Annotated in this window: 19 protein-coding genes; 11 read left to right on the forward strand and 8 right to left on the reverse strand. The window is 71.5% G+C overall.

The genetic code is table 11. From position 1 onward, the window contains the following. Window positions 1-50 precede the first annotated feature (50 nt). Together DEJ20_RS06450 and DEJ20_RS06455 are read right to left on the reverse strand one after the other, a co-directional pair. Complete coding sequence (locus DEJ20_RS06450; protein ID WP_111235203.1) at window positions 51-998, reverse strand: SDR family NAD(P)-dependent oxidoreductase; 948 nt, start codon at window positions 996-998, stop codon at window positions 51-53. Beyond that, complete coding sequence (locus DEJ20_RS06455; RefSeq protein WP_181431530.1) at window positions 991-1,590, reverse strand: type 1 glutamine amidotransferase domain-containing protein; 600 nt, start codon at window positions 1,588-1,590, stop codon at window positions 991-993. Before DEJ20_RS06455 ends, DEJ20_RS06450 begins: the two co-directional genes overlap by 8 nt. An 89-nt stretch (window positions 1,591-1,679) precedes the next feature. Between DEJ20_RS06455 and DEJ20_RS06460 the strand changes: the two genes are divergently transcribed. Further along, window positions 1,680-2,063, forward strand: a complete 384-nt coding sequence (locus tag DEJ20_RS06460; RefSeq protein ID WP_111235201.1) for an ArsR/SmtB family transcription factor — start codon at window positions 1,680-1,682, stop codon at window positions 2,061-2,063. Here DEJ20_RS06460 and DEJ20_RS06465 read toward each other — a convergent pair. Further along, window positions 2,060-2,926 carry an NADPH-dependent F420 reductase gene (locus DEJ20_RS06465; RefSeq protein WP_111235352.1) on the reverse strand — a complete coding sequence of 289 codons (867 nt, stop codon included), beginning with the start codon at window positions 2,924-2,926 and terminating at the stop codon, window positions 2,060-2,062. The genes DEJ20_RS06460 and DEJ20_RS06465 overlap by 4 nt on opposite strands. Here DEJ20_RS06465 and DEJ20_RS06470 point away from each other — a divergent pair. Genes DEJ20_RS06470 through DEJ20_RS06480 form a run of 3 tightly spaced genes read left to right on the forward strand, consistent with a single transcriptional unit; the run spans window position 2,860 to window position 6,081 of the window. Next, window positions 2,860-4,248: a sensor histidine kinase gene (locus DEJ20_RS06470; RefSeq protein ID WP_181431529.1), complete on the forward strand. Its 1,389-nt coding sequence runs from the start codon at window positions 2,860-2,862 to the stop codon at window positions 4,246-4,248. The genes DEJ20_RS06465 and DEJ20_RS06470 overlap by 67 nt on opposite strands. After that, window positions 4,245-4,916: a response regulator transcription factor gene (locus DEJ20_RS06475; protein WP_111235199.1), complete on the forward strand. Its 672-nt coding sequence runs from the start codon at window positions 4,245-4,247 to the stop codon at window positions 4,914-4,916. The genes DEJ20_RS06470 and DEJ20_RS06475 overlap by 4 nt, the downstream gene beginning before the upstream one ends. 10 nt (window positions 4,917-4,926) lie before the next feature. After that, entirely contained in the window at window positions 4,927-6,081 is a 1,155-nt protein-coding gene (locus DEJ20_RS06480) for a low temperature requirement protein A (RefSeq protein WP_181431528.1), read from the forward strand. 75 nt (window positions 6,082-6,156) lie between these two features. Here the strand turns inward: DEJ20_RS06480 and DEJ20_RS06485 are convergent, their stop codons facing one another. Then, window positions 6,157-7,986 (reverse strand): BCCT family transporter, encoded by a 1,830-nt coding sequence (locus DEJ20_RS06485; RefSeq protein ID WP_258377150.1) that lies wholly within the window; start codon window positions 7,984-7,986, stop codon window positions 6,157-6,159. Window positions 7,987-8,350: 364 nt separating this feature from the next. Here DEJ20_RS06485 and DEJ20_RS06490 point away from each other — a divergent pair, with 364 nt between their 5' ends. From DEJ20_RS06490 to DEJ20_RS06505, 4 genes are read left to right on the forward strand one after another with little or no spacing between them, the layout of a single operon-like run. Beyond that, window positions 8,351-9,622 carry an ABC transporter substrate-binding protein gene (locus tag DEJ20_RS06490; RefSeq protein ID WP_111235198.1) on the forward strand — a complete coding sequence of 424 codons (1,272 nt, stop codon included), beginning with the start codon at window positions 8,351-8,353 and terminating at the stop codon, window positions 9,620-9,622. Window positions 9,623-9,647: 25 nt separating this feature from the next. Beyond that, a complete protein-coding gene (locus tag DEJ20_RS06495; protein WP_071405804.1) occupies window positions 9,648-10,619 on the forward strand; it encodes a carbohydrate ABC transporter permease in 972 nt (323 codons plus the stop codon). Then, entirely contained in the window at window positions 10,616-11,527 is a 912-nt protein-coding gene (locus tag DEJ20_RS06500; RefSeq protein ID WP_111235197.1) for a carbohydrate ABC transporter permease, read from the forward strand. The genes DEJ20_RS06495 and DEJ20_RS06500 overlap by 4 nt, the downstream gene beginning before the upstream one ends. A 10-nt stretch (window positions 11,528-11,537) precedes the next feature. Then, entirely contained in the window at window positions 11,538-14,051 is a 2,514-nt protein-coding gene (locus tag DEJ20_RS06505) for a glycoside hydrolase family 31 protein (RefSeq protein ID WP_111235196.1), read from the forward strand. Window positions 14,052-14,121: 70 nt separating this feature from the next. Here DEJ20_RS06505 and DEJ20_RS06510 read toward each other — a convergent pair whose 3' ends face one another. From DEJ20_RS06510 to DEJ20_RS06525, 4 genes are read right to left on the reverse strand one after another with little or no spacing between them, the layout of a single operon-like run. After that, a complete protein-coding gene (locus tag DEJ20_RS06510) occupies window positions 14,122-15,168 on the reverse strand; it encodes a LacI family DNA-binding transcriptional regulator (RefSeq protein WP_111235195.1) in 1,047 nt (348 codons plus the stop codon). 54 nt (window positions 15,169-15,222) lie between these two features. Then, complete coding sequence (locus tag DEJ20_RS06515; RefSeq protein WP_111235194.1) at window positions 15,223-15,936, reverse strand: GAF and ANTAR domain-containing protein; 714 nt, start codon at window positions 15,934-15,936, stop codon at window positions 15,223-15,225. Next, window positions 15,933-16,646 (reverse strand): GAF and ANTAR domain-containing protein, encoded by a 714-nt coding sequence (locus DEJ20_RS06520; protein WP_111235193.1) that lies wholly within the window; start codon window positions 16,644-16,646, stop codon window positions 15,933-15,935. The genes DEJ20_RS06515 and DEJ20_RS06520 overlap by 4 nt, the downstream gene beginning before the upstream one ends. After that, a complete protein-coding gene (locus DEJ20_RS06525; RefSeq protein ID WP_111235192.1) occupies window positions 16,639-17,427 on the reverse strand; it encodes a helix-turn-helix transcriptional regulator in 789 nt (262 codons plus the stop codon). Before DEJ20_RS06525 ends, DEJ20_RS06520 begins: the two co-directional genes overlap by 8 nt. 185 nt (window positions 17,428-17,612) lie before the next feature. Between DEJ20_RS06525 and DEJ20_RS06530 the strand changes: the two genes are divergently transcribed. The 3 genes from DEJ20_RS06530 to DEJ20_RS06540 all read left to right on the forward strand — a co-directional run bounded on the left by DEJ20_RS06530 (window position 17,613) and on the right by DEJ20_RS06540 (window position 20,226). Beyond that, the gene (locus DEJ20_RS06530; RefSeq protein ID WP_111235191.1) at window positions 17,613-17,945 is read left to right on the forward strand and encodes a hypothetical protein; all 333 of its coding nucleotides are present in this window, start codon (window positions 17,613-17,615) and stop codon (window positions 17,943-17,945) included. Continuing rightward, window positions 17,939-18,982: an AraC family transcriptional regulator gene (locus DEJ20_RS06535; RefSeq protein ID WP_111235190.1), complete on the forward strand. Its 1,044-nt coding sequence runs from the start codon at window positions 17,939-17,941 to the stop codon at window positions 18,980-18,982. The genes DEJ20_RS06530 and DEJ20_RS06535 overlap by 7 nt, the downstream gene beginning before the upstream one ends. 134 nt (window positions 18,983-19,116) lie before the next feature. Next, entirely contained in the window at window positions 19,117-20,226 is a 1,110-nt protein-coding gene (locus tag DEJ20_RS06540; RefSeq protein ID WP_111235189.1) for a fatty acid desaturase family protein, read from the forward strand. The last annotated feature ends 2 nt before the right edge of the window (window positions 20,227-20,228 follow it).

Here is a 20,228-nt window from a genome sequence, read left to right on the forward strand (position 1 = left end):
GGTGCGTGGCGTGCTCCACGCTGACAGGAGGCCCGTCCCGGCAGCATCCGTCAGGTGACGTATCCGGCACCCAGCGTCCAGAGCCGCTCCGCGTCGCCGTGGTCCAGCGCGTACCGTGCCACCCCGCGGTCGTGGCCGGTGCCGTCCTCGAGCACGGGTGACTCCTGGTTGTCCTCGAAGTACCGCCCGGTCACGCCGGCGACCAGCGGGGAGGCGACCAGCAGCGCCGACGTCGCCGCGCCCTGCGCCGGGGTCTTGAAGAACGGCTGTTCGATCCGGTTGCCGTCGTCGTCGAGCGCACCCATCGCCCGGAGCGTCGCGTCGTCGAGGTGGCGCTGCAGCCGGGTCGTGATCCAGCCGGGCATGAGGGCGTTCGCGGTGACGCCGTGGTCCGCCCAGCGGTCGGCAACGCCCACCGCGAGGAGCACGTCGGCCGTCTTCGACTGCGCGTAGGCGGCCCACCGGTCGTACGGACGCACGGCGAAGTGCGGGTCCTCGAAGTGGAACGGGGAGCGCAGGTGCGCGGTCGAGCTCACCGTCACCACCCGGGCGGACCCTGCGGCGAACAGGTGCTCCCGCAGGCCGAGCAGCAGGGCGAAGTGGCCGAGGTGGTTCGTCGCGAGCTGCATCTCCCAGCCCGATGCGGTGAGCTGCTTCTCGGGCAGGGCCATCACGCCGGCGTTGGCGACCACCCCGTCGACCGCGCCCTGCCACGCGTCGGTGAAGCGGCGCACGGAACCGAGGTCGCTGAGGTCGAGTGCTCGCGGCACGACCCGGCCACGGGCCTCCAGGCCGGCGAACGCCGCGTCGGCGCGGGCGGTGTCGCGCACCCCGACGACGACCTCGGCTCCGGCGCCGGCGAGGGCGCGGACGGTCTCCGCGCCGATGCCGGAGGCGCCTCCGGTGACCAGGTACCGGCGGCCGTGCAGGTCCACGTCGGCGAGGACGTCCGCCGCGGTGGCGGATGCGGAGAAGGGGGTGCGGACGGGGTCAGACATCGTCGCGCTCCGTCCGTGCCGTGGCGAGCCGCTCGAGGATCCGCGCCAGCTGCTGCGGCATGTCCCCGGGCTTCCGGGCGGTGACGAGCTGGCCGTCCTCGACGACCGGCTCGTCGATCCAGGTGCCGCCGGCCGCACGGACCTCGTCGGCGACCTCGTGCCAGGACGTCAGGCTGCGCCCGTCGACCAGCCCGGCGGAGGCCAGGACCTGCGGTCCGTGGCACACGGCGCCGATGAGTCGGCCCGTGGCGGCGAAGTCCCGGACGAACGCCAGGGCCTCGGGGACGGTCCGGACCTCGGCCGGGGCCAGGCCGCCGGGGATGAAGACCGCGTCGTAGTGCTCGGCGGTGGCGTCCGCGACGCGCTGCAGCCCGGTCCGCAGCGACAGGCCGACGTACCCGGTGACGGTCCCGTCGTCGGGCGTCAGGACGTCGACGTCGTAGCCGGCCTCGACGAACCGGTAGTAGGGGTAGAAGAACTCGACGTCCTCGACGCGGTCCGCGGTGACGATCGCGATCCGGCCGACGGGCGGTCGGTCGGCGCGGATCGCGGCGCGGTTGTCGGTGACGCGGGGATCGGTGGTGGTGGGCACGGTGGGCACTCCTTCGGTTCCGAGGTCGTTGCCTCGGTATCGTTTGACAAGCATCAAACCATTGCGATCATGCCTGATAGGTTTGATGCATGTCAAACGAAGAGCCGAAGGTCGGGCACGACCCCTTCCCGCTGCCCGCCGTGGACGACCTGGAACTCGTCCGGGTGCTCCGGGCGGCCGGCGACCCGGCGCGACTCGTGATCATCGAGCGGCTGTCGGACGGCGACTACCACCCGTGCAACCTCACCGACTACCGGCTGGACATGCACAAGACGACGCTCTCGCACCACTTCAAGGTGCTGCGCGAGTCGGGGCTGACCCGGACGCGTGTGACGGGACGCGAGCACGCCGTGCAGCTGCGCCGGGACGCGCTCGACGCGCGCTGGCCAGGGCTGCTCGACACGCTCGTCGCGGCTGCGGTGCGGGACGACCCCGAGGCGCAGGCGGCGCCCGAGGTGTCGCCAGCGGGCTAGTGGCGAGCCGCTGCCGCCAGTGCGGCGGTCATGCCGGCCCGGTCGTGCCGGACCCCGTACGCCGGCTGGTCGCGTTCGTACCGCCAGCCCTCGCTGAGCGACCCGACGTCGACCACGTCGAACCCGAAGCGGTCGAGCAGCTCGGTGACGACGGCCTTCGCGTCCGCGTCGTCCCCGGCGACGGTCAGGGCTCGGCGCCCCGGCGTGCCAGCGGGGGATCCGTCCGTGGTGACGTCGGCGGCACCGAGGTTGTTGAACGCCTTGACGACCCGGGCGTCCGGCAGCGACCGCTGGAGCAGCTCGGAGGTGGTCGGCACCGCGCCCTGCTCGAGCTCGTCCACGGGTCCGAAGAACTCCGGGTAGTAGTTGCCGGTGTCGACGACGACCTTGCCCGCGAACGCCTCGGCCGGCAGGTCCCGGTAGCCGTTGATCGGGATCGAGACGACGACGACGTCACCGGCCCGGGCGGCGTCGGCGACGGTGGCTGCTCCGGCACCGGGGGAGAGCTCGTCGATCAGGGACTCGAGCGTCTCGGGCCCGCGGGAGTTCGCGAGGACGACGTCGAGACCGACGGCGATCGCGCGGCGGGCGATCTGCGCGCCGACGTTGCCGGCGCCGATGATGCCGAGGGTCTCGATGGGGGTGGTGGTCATGTGCTTCCTGTTCCTCGATCCGGATGGGTTCCGAGCAACGGTCGCTCGTCGACGCCGACGGCGGCATCCGTCACTCGACGTATCCCCGACGGGTCTCGGCACGGCCGGTGGTGCCGACCCGCGCAGCCCCCTACCGTGGGCACGTGCCGAGCGCGACCCGCCCCGACCAGCCGCACTGGCGCATCGCGCCGTGGAGGTTCCTCCTCTCATCGACCCCGTGGCGGTCGGTGGTGTTCGTCGCCCTGACCGCCGCAGTCGGGCTCGTCCTCGCGGCGCCGGTGGTGGCCACCTGGTTCGTCGCCCCCTTCTGGGCCGTGCTGGTGGCTCGCTTCGAGCGGTGGCACCCGGTCGTGATCGGCGAGCCGCGCATCGCCGACCCCCGTGCTGTCCGCCGCAACCGCCCCGGCACGCTCCGCGACCGACTGCGCGACCCGGTGGTCTGGCGCGAACTCGGGCACCTGGTCGTGTTCGCCGCCTTCGCCGCAGCCGGGTTCGCGCTCCTGGTGCTGACGCTGGTCGCCTTCGTGCTCGCCGTGCGCACGTCGATCGGCAGCGCTCCGCGGCCGGACGACGTCATCGGGAACGCGGTCGCCGGGCTGCACCTCGCCACCCCGGTCGTGCTGGCCGGGTCGATGGCGGCACTCGTCGGCGCGCTCTACGGGTTCGCCGCCCTGGCGCTCGCCGAGGTATCTATCGCCCGCACGCTGCTCTCCGGCCGGGCCGAGGTGCTCGAGCAGCGTGTCGAGGAGCTCACGTACTCCCGGCAGGCGTTGCTCGACGGGTTCGACGCCGAACGCCGGCGCATCGAGCGCGACCTGCACGACGGCGCCCAGCAGCAGCTCACGGTGCTCGCGATGAACGTCGGCCTGCTCGTCGTCGAACTCGACGCGGCCGTCGCCGCGGCAGCGGAGCGGGACCGACCCGACCTCGACGCACTGCGCACCACGGCCGACCGGATCACCGACAACGTCGACGACGCCGTCCGGGCGCTGCGGGACAGCGTGCGCGGCATCCATCCGCGGGTGCTCGTCGACCACGGGTTCGGCGCCGCGGTCGACGAGCTGACAGCGCGCTCGCCGCTGCCCGTCCGCGTCGACGTCCGCCTGCCGGAGCGGCTGCCGGCGCGGATCGAGAAGGCGGCGTACTTCGTCGTGAGCGAGGCGCTCACGAACGCCGTCCGGCACGGTGCCGCCCACGCCGTCTCGGTGACCGCTGGGGCAACGGACGCGTGGTTCCGGCTCGAGGTCGTGGACGACGGGACGGGCGGTGCGGTGCCCACGCCCGGCGGTGGGCTCGACGGTCTGCGTGAACGTGCGGCAGTGCTCGGCGGGACGCTCGTGGTCGACAGCCCGGCAGGCGGCCCGACGGCGCTCCGGTTCACGGTGCCGCTGTGCGACGCGGCGGGGGTCACTGCGCGACGCGACGGTGCCGCTGCGCGACGCGACGGGGCCGCTGCCCGACGCGACGGGGCCGCTGCCCGACGCGGCCGTGCCGCCGCGCGAGCGGGACCGCGCCGACCCGTGATCCAATGACGCTCGTGAAGATCTTCGTGGCCGAGGACTCCGTCCTCCTGCGTGCCGGCCTGGTCAGCCTGCTCGAACGCTTCGGGCACACCGTCGTCGGGACGGCCGAGGACGCCGTCGGCCTGGTGTCCGGCGTGACCGCCCTCGTCGCGGCGGGGGAGGCCCCCGGCCTCGTGCTCACCGACGTCCGGATGCCCCCGGGCGGCACCGATGACGGGCTGCGCGCCGCGGTCGCCCTGCGCCGGGAGCACGTCGGGCTACCCGTGGTGGTGCTGTCCCAGTACGTGGCGGACGCCTCCGTGCAGGACCTGCTCGACGACGGCAACGGCGGTGTCGGCTACCTGCTGAAGGACCGCGTCGGCAAGGTGCCGGCGTTCCTCCGGTCGCTCGAGACGGTGGCGGACGGCGGCGTCGTGGTCGACCCCGAGGTGGTGCGACACCTCACCGGGGGCCGCGCCGCACCCAGCCCGCTTTCCCGCCTGACCGACCGCGAACGGACCGTGCTGACCCACATGGCCGAGGGCGCCTCGAACGCCGAGATCGCCGCGGTGCTCCACCTGTCGGACGCAGCCGTCGCCAAGCACGTCGGCAACGTGTTCACGAAGCTCGACCTGACACCGGACGACGCCAACCGTCGTGTCCGTGCGGTGCTCACCTACCTGCGCGAACAGCGCTGAGGAGCCGACGATGACGACCATCGGACTGCGCCGGATGGTGCCGCGCGACCCCGACCAGCGACACCGGGCGGCGAGCCCCCTGGAGCTCCTGTTCGACCTGGTGTTCGTCGTCGCGGTGGGCTTCGCCGCGACGAACCTGCACGAGATCGAGCTCGAGGGACACGTCGCCTCCGCCGTGCTGGCCTACGGGCTGGTGTTCTTCTCGATCTGGTGGGCCTGGATGAACTTCACCTGGTTCGCCACGTCGTTCGACACGGACGACTGGCTCTACCGCGTGATGACCTTCGTGCAGATGGCCGGGGTGCTCGTCCTCGCCGCCGGGGTGCACGCGGCCATGGTCGAGAACGACTTCACGATCGGCATCATCGGCTACGTCGTCATGCGGCTGGCCCTGGTCGGGCAGTGGATCCGCGCCGCCGCGTCCTCCACCCGCTACCGCCGGACCGCCACCCTGCACGCCGTCGGCATCACGGTCGTGCAGCTGCTCTGGGTGGTCTCCCTGGCTCTGCCCGACGACGTCTGGTCCTACGCGGCACCGTTCCTCGTGCTCGCCGAGCTGTCCGTGCCGATCTGGGCGCAGACCTCGACGGGGACGGCCCCGTGGCACACCCGGCACCTGGCCGAGCGGTTCTCCCTGTTCACCCTCATCGTCCTGGGCGAGGGGCTGGTGGCCTCGGCCGGCGCGGTGATCGACGCCCTCTCGCACACCGAGCACCTCGGAGCCCTGCTGGCGCTCGCCGGCTGCGGGCTGGTGATCACCGTCGGCATGTGGTGGATCTACTTCTCCCGCGAGCAGCACGCGCACATCCGCTCGCTGCCCACCGCGCTCGTGTTCGGCTACGGCCACTACTTCGTCTTCGCCGCCGCCGGAGCCCTGCCGGCCGGCATCGAGGTCGCGGTCAGCGCCGACGCCGGACACGTCGAGCTGTCGTCCGCCTCGATCGCCGCGACCGTCGCGGTGCCGGTCGCCGTGTTCGTGCTGTCGATCTGGGCGCTCGCGATCCGGCCGTCGCTGTCGGCACGGGCCAACGCCGTCGTGGTGGCCCTGGTGCTCGTGGTCCTCGCGTCGATCGCGGTGCCGGCGGTGTCGCTGCCGGTCACGGCGCTCGCCGTGGTGGCGGTCGTCGTGACCCTCGAGGTCGCGTCCGCACAGACCGACACCTGACGGACGACGGACTGGAGGCACGGTGCCAGCTGGCACCGTGCCTCCAGTCCGTCAGGTGGTCGCGTCGACCGCCCGTCAGCGCTCGGGCTGCTCCGTCGCCGACGTGTCGTCCGGTGCCGGACGTGCGTCCAGGCTCGGGTCGACCGCCGGGTCGGCCGAGATCGACTCGGGCCGCACCGGGAAGTCGTCGAGCGCACCCGCGCCCACCGCGGGGGCCGCGGTTCCGCGGCCCCCGCGCACGCGGTTCTTCACCGCGGCCCAGGGGCGGCCGAGGCCGGACCGTGCCGGACGCTCGGTCGGCGCCTCGACCTCGAGACCGTAGTAGGCGCCGACGTGCTCGAGCAGGACCTCGCGCTCGGCCTTGTCGTAGGCACGGCGCTCGCGGGTGAAGGCGATGATCGTCGACCAACAGGTGAGCAGCAGGACGATGCTGAACGGCAACGCGGTCGTGATCGCCGCCGTCTTCAGGGCGTTCAGTCCACCGCTGAGCAGCAGGGCGACGGCGAGCAGTGCAGCGACACCGGCGAAGAAGACCCGCAGCCAGTTCTTCGGCTCGATGTCACCGCCCGACGCGATCATCGCCATCACGAGCGACCCGGAGTCCGACGAGGTCACGAAGAACACGCCGATGAGCAGGATCGCGCCGTAGGTCAGCACCACGCCGGCGGGCAGGTCGCCGAGGACCGCGAACAGCGACCCCTCGATGTCGACCGAGCCGTCCGAGCCGATCAGGCCGCCCGAGCCGTCGGTCTGGCGGTGGATCGCGGTGCCGCCCAGGACGGCGAACCACAGGAACGTGAGCGCGGTCGGCACCAGGAGGACACCGAACACGAACTGGCGAACGGTGCGGCCCTTGGAGATGCGGGCGATGAAGACACCGACGAACGGCGCCCACGACATCCACCAGCCCCAGTAGAAGGTGGTCCAGGCGCCCTGCCAGGCCTCGCCCTCGGCGCCCTGCTGCGCGGTGACGTTGAACGACAGGCCGACGATGTTCTGCAGGTAGGAGCCGATCGACTGCACGAAGTCCCGCAGCAGGAACTGCGTCGGGCCGACGATGAGCACGAACAACAGCAGTGCGGCGGCGAGCAGCAGGTTGAAGTTCGACAGGATCTTCATGCCCTTGGTCACACCGGTGACGAGCGAGACGATCGTGACGGCGGTGATCACCGCGATGATCGCGATCTGGCTGACGATGCTGCTGTCGGCGATGCCGGCGCTCTCGAGTCCGGCGCCGATCTGGATGACCCCGAGGCCGAGCGAGGTCGCGACGCCGAACAGCGTGCCGACCAGGGCGATCACGTCGATCAGGTTGCCCCAGCCTCCGCGCACGCGGTTGCCGAGCAGCGGTTCGAGGGCCCAGCGGATCGACACCGGGCGTCCCCGGCGGTGGATCGCGTACGCCAGGGCCAGGCCGAGGACGACGTAGATCGCCCACGCGTGCAGGCCCCAGTGCAGGAACGTCTGGGTCAGTGCCTGCTGCGCGAGCTCCTTCTCGTTCCCGGTGACGCCGGGGCGCGGGGAGGCGAAGTGGCTGAGCGGCTCGGAGACGCCGTAGAAGACGAGGCCGATGCCCATGCCGGCGGCGAAGAGCAGTGCGAACCAGGAACCGGTCGAGAACTCGGGCTCGTCCTGGTCCTTGCCGAGCTTGATGTCACCGAAGCGGCTGAAGCCGACGAACAGCGAGAAGCCGACGAAGAACGCGGCGATCAGCACGTAGTACCAGCTGAAGTTCTTGACGATGCCGTCCTGCAGACCGAGGAACAGCGCCTCGGCGGTGGAGGGGGAGATCAGGGTGAAGGCCACGAACCCCAGCACGATGACGGCGGCGGGCCAGAACACCCACCGCCGCAACTGCGGCGTCGTGGTCACGGGTCCGGGCAGGGGAGGAGTGGTGCTTGCCATCCCTCCATGGTGCCTGCTCGCGTTCCTGTGTGTTCGCCCAGGCGTGTCGTGGGCGCTGCCGTGGTCCGCCCCCGGCGCGCTCCGTGCGAGGTTCCGCACTCGGTGCGGCGCTCCGGCCCTCGCACGGAGTGCGCAACCTCGCACCAAGTGGCGGCGCGCGGCGGTGGACACGCTGCGCGGCGGACGGGAGGCGCGGGGCGGGCTGGCACCGTGCCTCCCGTCCGTGGGGCGCACCGACCACTGCCACATGCGATTACAACGTTGACGTACGCTTTACAGCGCTGTAAACAGGAGCCTGCGCGACGATGCGCGACGAGGGAGAGACCCGATGGTGGGAAGCAGGACCGCAACACTCCAGGCGGCGGTGAGCCGGCGGGGGTTCCTCGCGGGCGCGGCCGGCGGCATCGCACTCGGCACGATGGCGCTCGCCGGGTGCGCGACCCCGGGGCGTGCCGCCGGTGGTGCCACGACGCTCCGCTTCTACGAGCAGAAGCAGGAGGTCATCGCGTACTTCGACAAGCTGCTGCGGAAGTTCGAGGGGGAGCACGCCGGCATGTCGGTCGTGCACGACAGCACGGCGGCCATCGCCCCGCAGTTCGTGCGCGGTGAACCGGCGGACGTCGGGTGTTTCAACGACAACCTCGAGCTCGCCCGGTACATCTCGCGCGGCGTGCTCAGCGACCTCAGCGACCTGCCGTCGGCAGCGCGGGTCCGCCCCGACATCGACACCCTGACGAACCAGTACGCGAAGTTCGAGGACCGCACGAGCGTGCTGCCGTACTCGCTCGCCGCGGCCGGGGTGATCTACAACAAGCGGATCTTCGCCGACCACGACCTGCCGGTCCCGACGACGTGGGACGAGTTCGTCGAGGTCTGCCGGACCCTGCAGCAGGCCGGCGTCACCCCCATCTACGCCACCGACCGGGACACTTGGACGCTCTGGCAGGGCCTGTTCGACTACTCGGTGGGCAGCCTCGTCGACACCGGCTCGTTCTTCCGCAAGATGAAGGCCCTCGGCGCCGACGTCGGCCCCGACTCCGAGGTGTCGTTCGAGAAGGACTTCGCGGTGCCGATGGAGCGCGCGAAGACCATCTCGTCGTTCTTCAACCGCGACCACGCCACCCGGGCCTACGCCGACGGCAACCTGGCGTTCGGCAAGGGCGAGGCCGCGATGTACCTGCAGGGCCCGTGGGCGCTCGGGCAGATCGCGCTGATCGACGACAAGCTGCCCGTCGGCACCTTCGCCCTGCCGGTGTCGAACGACCCGGCCGACCGCAAGGCCCGGGTCAACATCGACCTCGGGCTCTGGATCCCCACGGCGTCCGAGCACCCGGAGCAGGCGAAGGAGCTCGTCGAGTTCCTCATGCAGCCCGACGTCATCGACGCCTACAACCGCGACAACCTGGCGTACTCGCCCCGCATCGACGCACCCCCGCAGCAGGACGAGCGCCTCGCCGGCCTGCAGCAGTACGTCGACGACGCCGCGTTCTACCAGGGCGCCGGCACCTTCATCCCCACGTCGATCCCGCTCGGCAACTACCTGCAGTCGGCGATCCGGAGCGGGGACTTCACCTCGATGCTGCAGCGGCTCGACTCGGACTGGCGGCGGCTCGCCGGCCGTTCCGCGACGGTCTGAGCCGGACCAGGACACAGGAGCCACCATGACCATGCAGACCCCGCTCTCCCGCGACACCGACCCGGCGACCTCCGGACCGGCGACCGACGCAGCCCGCACGCACCGGCGTGTGGGTTCCCGCGGTGTCGGTTCACTCAGCCGCACCGAGGGCATGTACTACCTGTTCCTCGTGCCGGCCCTCGTGCTGTTCACGGCGTTCGTCGTCGCCCCCGCCTGCGTCGGCGTCTTCTACAGCTTCACCGACTACCTGGGGTTCGGGCAGTGGGACTTCATCGGCGTCGAGAACTACAAGGCGCTCGTCTCCGACCCGGCGATCCTGGCGTCGTACGGCTTCACGCTCGGCTTCGCGGCCGTCACCGTCGTCGTCACGCAGGTCGTCGCGCTGTCCCTGGCGATCGCCCTGGCGAAGAAGATCCGGTTCGCCGCCGGGCTGCGGTCGGTGTTCGTCATCCCGATGGTGATCTCGGGGATCATCGTCGCCTACGTGTTCAACTTCCTGTTCTCGAACACCGTGCCGGCCCTGGCCACGAGCGTCGGTTTCGGCCCGCTCGAGCAGAGCATCCTCGGCGACCCGAACCTCGCCTGGCTCGCGATCGTGATCGTGTCCGCCTGGCAGACCGTGCCCGGCGCGCTCCTCATCTACACGGCGGGCCTGACGTCCATCCCCGAAGAGCTGTACGAGGCCAGTGCGCTCGACGGCGCGACCGGCTGGAAGCAGCTCCGCTCGATCACGCTCCCGCTGCTCGGCGGCTTCATCGTCATCAACACCGTGCTCGGTGTGAAGGGCTACCTCGGCGCCTACGACGTGATCGTCGGTCTGACCAACGGCGGCCCCGGCAGCGCGACGAGCAGCGTCGCGATGACCATCTTCGGCGGCTTCACCGGCGGCGACTACGCCTACCAGATGGCGAACGCGACCGTGTTCTTCATCATCACCGTCCTCATCTCCGTGCTGCAGCTCGCGGCGACCCGCGGAAGGAACCTGCGACTCGCATGACCGCCATCGACACACGACCCCCGACCGACACCCGCGCCGTGACCACCGGCGGAATCGGTCGCTCCGGCCGCGGCCCCCGCCGACGACTGGGCGGCACGAACTGGACGCTGACCGTGGTCCTCGGCCTCGCGTCGCTGACCGTGCTCATCCCGCTGTACGTGACGCTCTCGATGGCGTTCAAGACGACCGAGCAGTCCGTCGACGGCAATGCACTCTCGCTGCCGTTCCCGTTCAACCCGGGCTCGTTCGCCGAGGCCTGGCAGCTGACCCGGTTCCCGGTGTCCTTCTCGGTGTCGCTGGGCGTCGCGGCGCTCACCGTCGTCGCCACGCTGCTCCTCAGCTCGTTCGCCTCGTACGCGATCGTCCGGAACTGGCACAAGCGGTTCTTCCGGTACTCGTTCGTCTACCTGCTCGCGGCGATGTTCCTGCCGTTCCCGGTGGTGGCGCTGCCGCAGATCAAGCTGACCGCCGAGATCGGCCTCGACAACCCGATCGGCGTCGGGATCCTGCACGCCATGTTCCAACTGTCGTTCAGCGTGCTGCTCTACTCGGCGTACCTGCGGTCGATCCCGGTCGAACTCGAGGAGAGCGCCCGCATCGACGGGGCGTCCACGTGGCAGATCTTCTGGCGGATCATCCTGCCGCTCCTCGGCCCGATGAACGCGACGGTCGGCATCTTCGCGTTCCTGGCATCGTGGAACGACTTCATGATGCCGTCGCTCATCACGGCGGATCCGGGGTTGCAGACCCTGCCCGTGGTGCAGAACATCTTCCAGAGTCAGTTCGGCACCGACTACAACGTCGCCTTCGCCTCGTACCTGATGGCGATGGCGCCCACGATCATCGTCTACCTGTTCGCGCAGCGCTGGGTCATCAGCGGCGTGACGCAGGGCGCGGTCAAGAGCTGAGAGGCACCACGTGAGCAGCAGCACCACCGGCACCAGCACCACCGGCACCGCCGGCGCCGTCCTCCCCACCATCCGTCCGTTCCCGGGTTCGGACCCGGTCGCCGACCCCGCAGCCGTCGTCACCGGCGACCACTGGCGCATCACCGTGCTCGACGCCGGGGCGTTCCGCATCGAGTGGAGCGACGACGGCGGGTTCGAGGACCGCGCATCGACCTTCGCGATGCGCCGCCGCCTGCCCGCGCCGGCGTTCACCGTGGAGCGGACGGCCGCCGCCGACGGCACCGACGGCACCGGCGGCATCGTCGGCGGCGTCGTCGTCACCACCGACCGTGCTCGCCTGCGCTACGACGGCCGCCCGTTCAGCCCGAGCGGCCTGGTCGTCGAGACCACCGGCCCGGACGCCAACCGCTGGCGCTGGGGGCAGGAGCCGCGCGACCTCGGCGGCACCGGCCGCACCCTCGACGACGTCGACGGCCGGATGCCGCTCGAACCGGGGATCCTGGCCCGCGACGGCATCACCGCGCTCGACGACAGCGAGTCGTTCCTGTTCGCAGAGGACGGCTGGATCGGCACGCGGGTGCCCGGGCGCCGCGACGTCACGGTCTTCGCGTACGGCCGCGACTACGACGCTGCGCTCCGCACGTACCACGCCGTCTCCGGACCGCCGTCGCGGATGCCGCGGTGGGCACTCGGCAACTGGTGGAGCCGGTACCACCCGTACAGCGACACCTCGTACCTCGAGCTGCTGGACCGCTTCGCCGACGAACACCTGCCGTTCTCAGTCGCCGTCATCGACATGGACTGGCACCGGGTGGACTCGGTCCCGCCGCGCTTCGGCAACGGCTGGACGGGGTACTCGTGGGAGCCGTCGCTGTTCCCGGACCCGCGGGCGTTCCTCGCCGAGCTGCACCGCCGGGGGATGCGCACGACGCTGAACCTGCACCCGGCCGACGGCGTGCGGGCGTTCGAGGACGCCTACCCCGCGGTCGCGCGGGCGATGGGCGTCGACCCGGAGACCGAGCAGCCGATCCCGTTCGACCCGACGGACCGCCGGTTCCTGCAGGCCTACTTCGAGCAGCTGCACCGCCCGCTCGAGGAGCAGGGCGTCGACTTCTGGTGGATCGACTGGCAGCAGGGTCGTGAGACCGGGCTGCCCGGCGTGGACCCGCTGTGGCTGCTCAACCACTTCCACCTGCTCGATTCGGCGCGACACACGGCGTCGGGCGGAGACGCAACCGCCGACACGACCGCGGACGCAGACACCGCCGCCGCCGGAGCAACCGCAGCCCCCGTCGACGGCATGACCTTCTCGCGCTACGCCGGCCCCGGCAGCCACCGGTACGCCGTCGGGTTCTCCGGCGACGCCGTCGTGTCGTGGGCGTCCCTGGCGTTCCAGCCCGAGTTCACCGCCACCGCCGCGAACATCGGCTACCCCTGGTGGAGCCACGACATCGGCGGCCACACCCGCGGCGTCCGCGACGACGAGCTCGCCACCCGATGGGTGCAGTTCGGGGTGTTCTCGCCGATCATGCGCCTGCACTCCGCGAACAACCCGTTCATCCGCAAGGAGCCGTGGGTGTTCCCCGCCGAGGCCCGCGCCGCGATGGGCGAGGCACTCCGCTTCCGCCACCGCCTGGTGCCGTACCTGCACACGATGAACCACGGCACCGCCGAGGGCACCGCGCTGGTCCGGCCGCTCTACCACCTGGAGCCGCGCCGCGACGAGGCGTACCGGGTGCCGAACACCTACGCGTTCGGTTCGGAGCTGCTCGTCGCCCCGATCGTCGCGCCGCGCGACCCGGTCAGCCGGCACGGGGTCGCCCGGGCCTGGCTGCCGCCGGGCGCCTGGACCGACGTCTTCACCGGCACGGTGTACGCGGGCGACCGGTTCGTCGACCTGCACCGCGCGCTCGACACGGTGCCGGTCCTGCTGCGCGCCGGTGGGATCCTGCCGCTCGCGGCGGCCGACCAGCTCGACGCCACCGTCAACCCGACGGCGTTCGAGGTCCTCGTCGGACCGGGTGCGCCCGGCGAGTTCACCCTGGTCGAGGACCACGAGGGCGAGGGCAGCCGCACCGCCCGGACCCGCCTGACCTGGGACCCAGAGCACGCCGAGTTCCGGGTGCACGCCACCACCGGGGCCCTCGACGTCGTCCCCGCCCACCGCGACTGGCGGATCACGTTCCTCGCTGCGCCAGCCGACGGGCAACCGACGTCGGCACGCTCGGCCGAGCGGTTCTCGGTCGAGCTGTCCGTCGACTCGGCGTCGGGCGGATCGGTCGCACTGGTCGGCGCTCCGGTCGTCGGGGTCGACGCGCGGGAGGCCGTGCGGCGGGTCCTCGAGGGCGCGCAGGCCGGCAACCCGGAGAAACTCGAGGCGTGGGAGGTCGTGGTGAAGGACCTGCCGCGTGCGGACCGCATCGTCGAGCTCGGCACCGTCGGCCTGCCCGACGCCCTGCGGGACGTCGTCGTCGAGCTGCTCGGCAGCGTGCACCCGGGGGAGCCGGCTCCCGCAGGCCGCTGACGGCACGCGATGGGGGGAAATAGGGACTGGAGGCGCGTGGCGGCACCGCCACGGGCCTCCAGTCCGCCGTTCACGCGCGCTGGTGCGCCGCCCGGTCGGACGTGCCGTCCGCGTACGGCGCGCTCTCGCCGACGAGCAGGTGGTGGCCGACCGTGACCAGCCGGCCGGGCACGTCGGAGCCGTCCATCCGCTCGACCAGCAGGTCGAGCGCGGTGTCGGCGAGGGCAACCGTGTCGGGCGCGACGGAGGTCAGGCTCGGCACCAGGCTCGACCCGAGTCCGACCGCGTCCCACCCGACGACCGCGACGTCACCAGGGGCGTCTAGGCCGCGCAGGCGCATCGCCCGGAGCGCCCCGAGCGCGGCCAGGTCGTCGCGGCAGAGCAGACCGTCGACCCGGAGTCCGGCGTCGAGCGCGGCGCCGAAGGCGACCTCGGCACCGGCGGCGTCACCGACCTCTCGGGGGACCAGCAACGCGTCGTCGAGCGGCAGACCCGCGGCGACGAGTCCGGCGCGGTAGCCGTCCAGGCGCAGTCCGGACGTGCGCGACGAGGGGCCGGTCTCGTGCCCGAAGAACCCGATGCGGCGGCAGCCGAGCGCCACGAGGTGTGCGACGGCCTCGGAGGCGGCCCCGGCGTTGTCGATGACGACCTGGTCGGCGTGCGGGGGCCGGACGTCCTCGCCGAGGAACACCACGGCGGTGTCGCCGCGGATCCGGTCGATCGTCTCGGGCGTGAGCACCTGCGGGTGGATCACGACCCCGTCGACCACGCCGGCCTCGCGTCCCCGCACCGCCGAGCTTTCACCGTCGGGGTCGCCGCCGGTCTCCTCGAGCAGGAGCTGGTAGCCGCGGTCGGCGCACACCCGGGAGAACACGTGGGCCAGTTCGGCGAAGTACGGACGCCGCAGGTCGGGGAACGCGAAGGCGAGCATGTTCGAGCGTCCGGTCGCCAGGGACCGGCCCGAGACGTTCGGGCGGTACCCGAGCTCGTCGATCGCGGCCTGCACCCGGCTGCGCATCGGGTCGCTGACGTGCTGGTAGCCGCGGACGACGTTCGACACGGTCTTCATCGAGACGCCGGCGTGCGCGGCGACGTCCTGCAGCGTGACCTTGCCCATCCGCTCACCGTAGCGGGCGAAGGGTCACCGGACCCGGCGGACCGGCCGCGGTCGTCAGGGGACGAGTCGGCGCTGCACGATCGCGCGGGCGACCTCGGAGAGCGGCTCGTGGTGCTCGAGCGCGTACCCGCGGATCACCGTGAAGGCGTCCTCGATCGAGACGCCGCGCAGGTACGACACGACGCCCTTGGCCTGCTCGATGACCTCGCGTGACCCGATGGTCCGCTGCAGCTGCGCCCGGACGACCTCGTGCTCGCGCAGGGAACGTTCGTGCAGGATGCCGATCGTCGCCACGTCCGCCAGGGCGCGGGCGACGCGCAGGTCCGCCTCCGCGAGGTCACCGACGCCGGCCCCGAACAGGTTGAGCGTGCCGATGACGTTGTTCCCCAGCCGGAGCGGGACGGCGTGTACCGACCGGAACCCGAGCGCGAGCGCACCGGTGCGGAACATCGCCCACTCCGCCGGGGCGGCCTCGATGTCCGGGCACGTCACGACCCGTCCGGTCGCGAACGAGGTCATGCAGGGGCCGGCCTCGGCGTCGAGCTGCAGGACCTCGACGAGCCGGGTCGCCTCGGAGGTCGAGGCCACGACCTCGAGCTCCTGGTCGTCGTTCGCCAGCAGGATGCCCGCGGCGTCGATGCCGAGCACGTCGGCGCAGGTCTCGACCAGGGTCTGCAGCAGTTCCACGACGTCGTAGGCGTCGACCAGGGTGTCGGCGAGTGACGTGAACGTCTCGAGGATCCGGGCTTCTCTGCCTGCCGTCGTCACTTGACCTCCTCGATCAGATCGCCTCGCTTCTCGAACCGGACCGTGCCGTCGAGGATCTCCTCCGCCACCCGTCGCATCGTCGTCCGACGGGCGAAGGCGTGGCCCTGCAGCAGCAGGTAGGCGTCCTCGGGGCTGATGTCGAGCTGCGCGAGCACGACCCCGGTGGCCTGGTGCACCACGCGCCGCGACGACGGGCTCCGGTCGAGCAGGGCGTCGTCCTCGTCCGCGATGGAGCGGAGCGCGCGGCGCAGGACCCGGCGGCTGACGGCCGAGGCGAGGGTCATGGCCTGCCGGACGGTGTCGTCCTCGATCGTCGCGGGCTGCGGCACGTACACGTCGACGGCGCCGAGCGGGAACGGTCCGAACGCGACCGGGAACGCGAAGACCGCGCCGACGGGCTCGCTCCGGACGGCCTCGTTGAAGGCTGGCCACGCGGAGTTCGGACGCTGCACGAGATCCGTCTCCAGCACCGGGGCGTCGTTCGCCAGCGCGGTCCAGCAGGGCCCCTCGGACAGGTCGAACTGGATCTCGTCGACACGGGTGGCGACCTCGTCCGTCGCGGACACGGTCTCGCTCGGGCACAGGTCACCGAAGGTCGAGATCGAGACTCCGCCCATCGGCAGTGCGAGCGCGAACGGCCGACTGAGTTCGTCGTCGGCGATCTCCGCCGACCGGAGCGCACGGAGTGCACGCTCGAATGCGTCATCCATGGGCGCCTTCCCTGCCGGATCCCGATCCTACGCGCTGTGCGGTGTCGGACGGTCCGGACGACGCAGGCATGTTCGGCGGTGGGCCGGCGCGCCAGGCGGGGAGTTCTGCGGGCGGGTACGACCCCTGCTCGTCCTGCACCCGGAGCATCGCGTCGAGGGCGACGAGGCTCACGCCCGGGGTCTCACGCACCACCGTCCGCACCGCGTTGCCGAGCAGGAACGCCATCAGGTCCTCGCTGCCGCCGTCCGGCCGGTAGTCCCGCCACGGACCGGCCCCCGCGCGTTGCAGGGCACCGGCGAGCACCGCTTTCGCGTCGTCGACGTCGACCTCGCAGTCGAGCACCAGGCGGAAGCGCCGCTGGTTCCGGTCCGACAGGCTGGGTGCACCGTCCTCGTCGTCCTCGGGAACGAAGGACCGCAGTGCCGACGACGGCGCGATGCCGTACGCAGCACGGAACGCCGCAGCCATCCGGCCCGCGTTGCTGAACTGCCAGCGTTCGGCGATCTCCGCGATGGTCCGCCGGTCCGGCGCACCGGAGGCTTCCTGCAGGTCGCGACGGACCCCCTCGAGGCGCACGGCGCGCAGGAAGGTTCCCGGGGACTGCCCGATCTCGGCCTGGAACCGCTTCTGCAGGCTCCGCGGCGACAGCTGCACGGCTGCGGCGACGTCGGCCACGGTGATGTGGGTCGTCGCGTGCTCGTGGACGAACCGCATCGCATCCCGGACCGCACGCGAGAGTCGGGGCGGGCCGTCCTGGGTCGCGCTGCTCCCGTCGCTCATGTGCCGACCGTACGGGACCCGCCGATGGCGCGCTCCCAGGGCCCCGATCGAGGCCACGGATGATCCACCTTGCGCGGTCCGAAGTCAACCCCTGACATGACCGGAATCGTCCTGCCAATACTGAATCTGTCTCGTGCACCGCCGTCGAAATCGGTGCGCCACATCGAACCGACAGGGAGGGCGCGATGGGACACCGCCAGGGATCCACGACCGTGATGACCGAGGCCGCCGTCTGGCAGCAGGTCGTCCACACCGATCGGATCCGTGCGCTCGCCGCGACGGACCCGACGGACATCCGCGTCCAGCCGGTCGACTCCGGGTGCTGGCGGGTCGTCGACGCCGCAGCTGCATGGGGGGACCCCGACATGCTCCTCGGCTTCATCGAGCGCACGGTGGACGGTTTCGACTGCACGCTCATGGCGGCGCTGCACGAGCACGACCGGCGAGCGAGCCTGCAGGACGCCCGCGCCTGGTTCGAAAACCGCTGCGGACAGCACTTCGACGAGGCACCGTGCTGACCGCGGTCCACGGGACCGACGCTGCCCGGACCGTCACCGCGAGGATCGACGCCCAGCGCCGCCGCACCGAACGATCCGGCACCGACCGGGCCTTCGCCGCACGCGTGCTCGCCCAGGCCGGGCACGGCCGTGACGTGCGCTTCGACGTCGAGGACGACGCCTTCCGGCTGCCGTTCCGGTTCCGGTACCGGACCCGACGGGACGGTTGCGTGAGCCTCGTCACGGCGTCGGCGACCTCCGGCTTCTCCGGGGTCTTCGAGCCCATCGACCGCATCGTCGTCGGCTGGTCGAGCACCGGCGGTGTCCGCATCGCCGTCGAGGACGGCGTCGTCCTCGAGACCCGCCCGGGCACCCCCGTCCTGATGCCGACGTCCGGGGAGTTCTCCGTGCGCGGCCCGAAGGGCACGCTGCAGCTCGTGAGCATCGACCGGTCGCTCCTCGACCAGGTGTGCTCGTCGCTGGGAGCAGCAGCGCCCGACCTGCCGGCCCGGGGCGCCGAGCCAGCAGTCGCGGCCCTCGAACACCTGCGCCGGTGCGTCGAGCAGGTGGCCGTCACCGCGACGCGCGACGGGTTCACCTCCGGTGCCCGGACCGGTGCGCAGGTCGCACTGGTCGAAGCCGTGCTCGGAGCCTTCGGGGTGCGGCCGCCGGCGGTCCTCCGCCGTGCGGTGGCGCCCTCGACGGTCGAGCTCGCCGAGGCCTACCTCGACGGACACTGCGAGCGGACGTTGTGCCTGGCCGACATCTGCGACGCCGTGGGCGTGAGCCCACGGACCCTGCAGACCGCCTTCATGCGGGAACACGGTGTCTCGCCGATGACGTTCCTGCTCCGGATGCGGCTCGACCGGGTGCACGCCGCGCTGGAATCCAGCAGCCGGCACGAGACCAGTGTGAGCGAGGCCGCGATGGCCTGGGGCTTCCGGCACCTGGGTCGGTTCTCGGGCACGTACTTCCGTCGGTTCGGGGAGTACCCGGGGCAGACGTTGCGTGCATCGTCCGGTCGGTGCGCAGACGGTCCGGAGCGCCACGCGGGCTGATTTCGTGCACTGCGCAACGTGTTCCGGACACCACGGTGAACACGCAACTTCGGCCCCTAGGGTCGCCGCAAGCGCAATCGCGTGAACTCCCTCGAACCGGTTGAAGGACCGATCCGTACCGGAAGGCGGTCCACATGACCACCACTCCGCTCGCTCCGGGTTACACCCGCACTCGTCCCGCTACGGGGGCCCGCAAGGGAACCTCGACCTACTCCGCGCTCCTGGCGCAGGTGAAGGAGAACGGCCTCCTGCGCCGTCGTACCGGTTTCTACTGGGCACTGTTCGGCGCACTCGTCGGCAGCCTCGCCCTCGCCTGGGTCGCGTTCGCGTTCCTCGGCGACTCGTGGTTCCAGCTCATCGTGGCCGGTGCGCTGGGCGTGCTGTTCACGCAGTTCGCGTTCCTGTCGCACGAAGCCGCGCACCGTCAGGTGTTCGAGTCCCAGAAGTGGAACGACCGCGCGGGCCGCTGGCTCGGCACGTTCCTCGTGGGACTCAGCTACTCGTGGTGGATGAACAAGCACACCCGCCACCACGGCAACCCGAACACCGTCGGCAAGGACCCGGACATCGCCCCCGACGGCATCCGGTTCCTGCCGGAGGACGCCGCCGCCGTCAAGGGTGGCGCGATGAAGACCTTCATGCGCTTCCAGGGATGGCTCTTCTTCCCCTTGCTCACGCTCGAGGGACTGAACCTGCACCGTTACGCCGTGATGTCGATCGTCACCGGCAACGGCACCAAGGCCGACAAGAAGCACCGCCTGATCGAGGGTGCCCTGCTCGTGGCTCGCTTCGCGATCTACCTGACGGTCGTGTTCTGGTTCCTGCCGTTCGGCATGGCGTGCGCGTTCCTCGGGGTGCAGCTGGCCGTGTTCGGCGTGATGATGGGCGCCTCGTTCGCCCCGAACCACAAGGGCATGCCGACGATCGCGCACGACGCGAAGGTCGACTTCTTCTCCCGCCAGGTGCGCACGTCGCGCAACATCCGTGGCGGCTGGTGGGTGTCGTTCCTGATGGGTGGCCTGAACTACCAGGTCGAGCACCACCTGTTCCCGTCGATGCCGCGTCCGGCGCTGAAGCAGGCCCGCCTGCTCGTCCGTGACCACTGCGACACCCTCGACGTGCCGTACACCGAGACCACGCTGTTGCGTTCCTACGGCATCGTCGTCCGGTACCTCAACCGCGTCGGCCTCGCCGCCCGCGACCCCTTCGCGTGCCCCATGGTCGCGCAGCTGCGCATCCACTGATG

The sequence above is a fragment of the Curtobacterium sp. MCSS17_005 genome, from assembly GCF_003234225.2.
Lineage (GTDB): Bacteria > Actinomycetota > Actinomycetes > Actinomycetales > Microbacteriaceae > Curtobacterium > Curtobacterium flaccumfaciens.